The sequence below is a fragment of the Candidatus Similichlamydia epinepheli genome, assembly GCF_003056015.1.
Genome location: NZ_PPEU01000067.1, coordinates 1 through 4,118 on the forward strand (window position 1 = coordinate 1; position 4,118 = coordinate 4,118).

Here is a 4,118-nt window from a genome sequence, read left to right on the forward strand (position 1 = left end):
CGGAGAAAATTCACAAATAGCACAAATACTTGTTGAGCATCGCAACAAGAAACTATACGCAACTGCTGTTATCTCGCTTGAGCTCTCTGCCCATTGTGCAAGCGACAAAAAAAATCTTTATCAAAAGCAAACATCACTTATCTCATTTTTACAAAAACACAAAATTGGACATGCCATCGCCAATACGTCTATAGGATTCGAAGAATCGATCGAAGATATGATAGAAAGAATTCTTCTTGTTTCTCCTGATATTATTATCTTCCATGATCTTAATCCTATCTCTCTATCTATCGCAGAACGTATCGAAGGGCCTAAAAAACTTTTACTTACAAAAGCCGTAGAAAAGGGAATAAAACTGCCATTTGACAAAATCATAGCTAGATTCGGGAAAGAAGAAGGAAACGTACGTATTCTCATGCCTCCTCCACTTCACCATTTGGGAAAGAACCTCATAGGTAATGTAATTAACAAAGATGAGCAACCATTAAATTTTAACTTTTTAGCCTCAACCTTCATTAGTGAACCTAGATTGACCTGTCACAAATACTTTGGGCCCTTTTTGAATGAGGTGTTAAAGAAATGCCCAAATCTTCACCTCGCAATTTTTGGATCTCCCCCTAGAAAAGAATTAATTCATTTCTTTGACTCAGAGCAATGGGAAAAACGAGTTCATTTTCCTAAAAATAAAAAAGAGCAAGATGAACTACTTAATTTGACTCATATATATCTAAATCCATTTCCAATAGGGTCCCAAGAAGAAGCTCTCCCATTTCTAATGAATGGACAGCCAATATTCCAACTTGAACCTGAAAAGATTTGGCATACAAGACAAATATCAGCTCAGTCATTGGGTCAAAAGGAAACTATTTTCAGCTCTACTAAACAATATATGCAAAAAATTCAGGAAGTATACGAAAACCCTAGAAAGCTTTTTCAAATTGCAAAAAAATCTCTACTAAAAAGCTTTATTATTCATGAACCTGCCTGGTATACGTTACAATTCGATATAGAAATACAAAAACTGCTCTCTTTTAACTAACTTTGAATCCATCCTTCCCTAATCCCCCAGAGACGACGAACCTTTTTTTCCTTCTTCTTAGAAATTGGAGACATGCACAATTTCATCTGTTCACGAACCATCCCAATCTCACGGAAACACAAAAAAACCTTTTTACGATTATCCTCTATCCTTTGCCAATCTTCATGAGAAAAATTTGATGGATTATTAACGTAAGAAGCAAACTCTTCTAAACTCATCCCGTACTTTCTGCTTATATCTTCAGATTTTTCTTTCATCTGTGTCATTGCCTCACGAAGAGATTTCCATACGGACAACGTTTTGTCCGTTTCTTCTAGACATATTTCTCCAGGAGTTCTTTCTGATCGACACTTCTTTTTATACATATCTCTTACATCACCCTTTATTCATTGGTCAGTGACCTATTCAATAGAAATACATAAAGAAATAAATTTTTTTATATAAATAAGGGCAAGTCAAGAATGAAATATTGACTGTATTCTTTTAGAATTAGGCATGACTTGTTACAATGTTTCTCTCCAGTACCCTTAGGGTTTGAGCGGAAGCCACTATGAACTACCTCGAAGAATTTCGTTCCAGGATCAAGGAAAACAACATATGGGATCTCATGCAACTGTGGGAAGAGTACTGTTGCTGTGATGTGATCGACTCTGACGAGTTAAAGAAAATACTTTCTTTAATACAGCGTTCTTCAATTGACAAAGAGTTTGGTCAGTATGTGGAAACAGCACTTCCTCTTTGGGAGCAAGTCAAAAACAATCAAGATAAGAATGAAGCAGAAATTGTCAATTTGATATTTGACATCCAGTCAACAAACAGTGAAGTGTTTGGGAATCTTGCTGTTAAAATTTTGTTTGAAAGGTATGGAGAAGAGATCGACTTTGAGTCGAATCTTGGAATTGTACAACTGAAACCTATGAAGGATTTTCGTGGTGCTCTTAGGAATTTCGAGTTATTAAGGCATCTTAAGAAGGGCCATTTCGTATACCACAAAGCCGGTTGGGGTGTTGGAGAGATATTAGATACATCTTCTGTTTGCGAGCAGGCATCTATTGAATTCGAAAATGTTTCTGGAGTTAAGCAAGTTACTTTTGGGAACGCTTTTCGTACTCTGCTTCCGATATCTAAAACTCATTTTCTAGCCAGAAGGTTTGGGGATGCAGATGCCTTTGAAAAAGAGGCAAAAGAGAACCCTGTAGAAGTTATTTATCTTCTTCTAAATGACCTTGGGGATAAGACTGCCTTAGGTATCAAGGACGAGCTATGCGAATTAATCATTCCGCAATCTGGCTGGAGCTCTTGGTGGCAAACTGCTAGAAGTAAACTAAAACGTGATGAAAGAATTGAATTTCCAGCTAATTCACATGGTCATTTCAAGATCCGGAAACAGAATAAATCACGTGAAGAGCTTCTATGGGAAGATCTAGAAGGGGCAAGCGTTGTTAATGTTTTATCTGGAATTTATTCGTTTGTGCGTGATTTCCCTGATAGAGCTAACCAAGCGAATGTTAAAGATTCATTAATTAAGAAATTGGAAAAAGTTCTTGAAGAGAACAACTTAAGCTCATCTCTTCGTTTTGAGTTGATGATTCTGATTTGTGATCTAAAAAATTCACTATGTGAAGAAGAGATGAAAAAGGTTGTTTTAGAGACAGAGGATATTCTCTCCTTTTTTTCTAAAATGTCTATTACCTCTTTTAGAAAAAGATTTTTACTTGCGATTGTTGAACATCATCAAAGTTGGCCCAAGATATTTTCTGAACTTTTTCTTAAGTTTTCTCCTAACAGTCACAGAGAATTTTTGCTTAAACAGCTTATCTTGTCTGGAAACGTAAGTTCTGCACTGGATTGTGTTAATTCAATGACATCTAAACCTCAAGAGTTCCCCGAAGCTCTAGTATGGTTTTTCCAGAAGGCTGTTAACGAACCGCTTTCCTTCTTAGACAAGGGCAAATTATGTAATCTCCTGGAGGCTATTTTAGTCCTCTTGCATCAAATTGAGAACCTTTCAACACACCGTGAACTAACAAGAAAAATCCACTCTGTTTTGACAAGTAATCGTTACATGACGATTCGTAAGGTCATTGATCAGACTTCTATTGAATTTATGAAAGAGTTCCTCCTTTTAGTCAGTAAATGCAACACATTTTCTTCACACGACTTACACATAATTCAGTCATTGGCAGAAGTTGTTCATCCTGAGATGAAAGAGTTTAAAAAATTGAATCAAAACTTTACTGTTCAAGAGGACACTATCTGGACAACCGATGTTGGTATGGATTTTGTAAAACAAAAAATTAACAAACTCTACTCTGAGATTTTGAAGTCTGCTAATGAGATAGAGGATGCCAGAGCTTTAGGAGATTTAAGGGAAAACTCTGAGTTCAAATTTGCGTTAGAAAGAAGAGGACAACTTCAGAGTGAACTGAGGTTTCTTTTAGACCAGGTCAAGAGGGCAAAAATAATTTCGCCTGACAATGTTTCTAAAGATAGCGTTCAGATTGGTTGTGAGGTTCGACTAGCCCCGGATGACATCCAAGACGAGAATATTTCTTATTCAATATTAGGGCCTTGGGACGCAGATGCCGGTCAATGTATTATTTCTCACCAGTCCAAAATTGCTCAGAAGCTTCTGGGCAAAAGAATTGGAGAAAGTGTAGAACTAAATGGTCGTCATTTCACTCTAAAATCTATTTGTATAGCAAAGGCCCTTGCCTGATAGAAGGTATGCATGCGCTATCTCATAGATGGGCATAATTGGTTCTTTGCAAAGAAAAACTTTTCCTGTGGATTATTCCCAAGGGAACATCAACGTTTTCTTAAAAAACTGAAATGGCTTCTCTCGCACGTTAATGGAGATTGTTTCATTGTTTTCGATGGAGGGAAACATAGCAACCATCTCTTTCAGAGTCAAATCGACAACATTCGCATAATATACACTGGCAATAAGCAAAGTGCAGACGAGCACATTTTAGAAATCTTATCTTTTCGACGAAAGAAAGACCATTCTACTCTTGTCTCTTCTGATTTTGGTCTGGTGAGAAATAATACATTGACCGGCATCTGCGTCCCAAGGCCC

At 36.9% G+C, this 4,118-nt stretch carries 4 protein-coding genes; 3 read left to right on the forward strand and 1 reads right to left on the reverse strand.

Annotated elements, in window-relative coordinates; genetic code table 11:
• Positions 1-1,039 (forward strand): hypothetical protein (locus GCCT14_RS03805; RefSeq protein ID WP_157952582.1); only part of this gene is annotated, 1,039 nt, incomplete at its 5' end.
• Here GCCT14_RS03805 and GCCT14_RS03810 read toward each other — a convergent pair.
• On the reverse strand, positions 1,036-1,404 hold the full coding sequence (locus tag GCCT14_RS03810) for a hypothetical protein (RefSeq protein ID WP_108624305.1): 369 nt from the start codon (positions 1,402-1,404) through the stop codon (positions 1,036-1,038). The genes GCCT14_RS03805 and GCCT14_RS03810 overlap by 4 nt on opposite strands.
• Before the next feature lie 185 nt (positions 1,405-1,589).
• Here GCCT14_RS03810 and GCCT14_RS03815 point away from each other — a divergent pair, with 185 nt between their 5' ends.
• On the forward strand, positions 1,590-3,758 hold the full coding sequence (locus GCCT14_RS03815) for a GreA/GreB family elongation factor (protein WP_239978368.1): 2,169 nt from the start codon (positions 1,590-1,592) through the stop codon (positions 3,756-3,758).
• 12 nt (positions 3,759-3,770) lie between these two features.
• Positions 3,771-4,118: NYN domain-containing protein (locus tag GCCT14_RS03820; RefSeq protein ID WP_157952583.1), on the forward strand; the 348-nt coding region annotated here is incomplete at its 3' end.

Bases quoted from the DNA above. Each gene is read 5' to 3' on its own strand.
- GCCT14_RS03810 (WP_108624305.1), bottom strand. From the start codon at position 1,404: ATGTATAAAAAGAAGTGTCGATCAGAAAGAACTCCTGGAGAAATATGT.
- GCCT14_RS03815 (WP_239978368.1), top strand. From the start codon at position 1,590: ATGAACTACCTCGAAGAATTTCGTTCCAGGATCAAGGAAAACAACATA.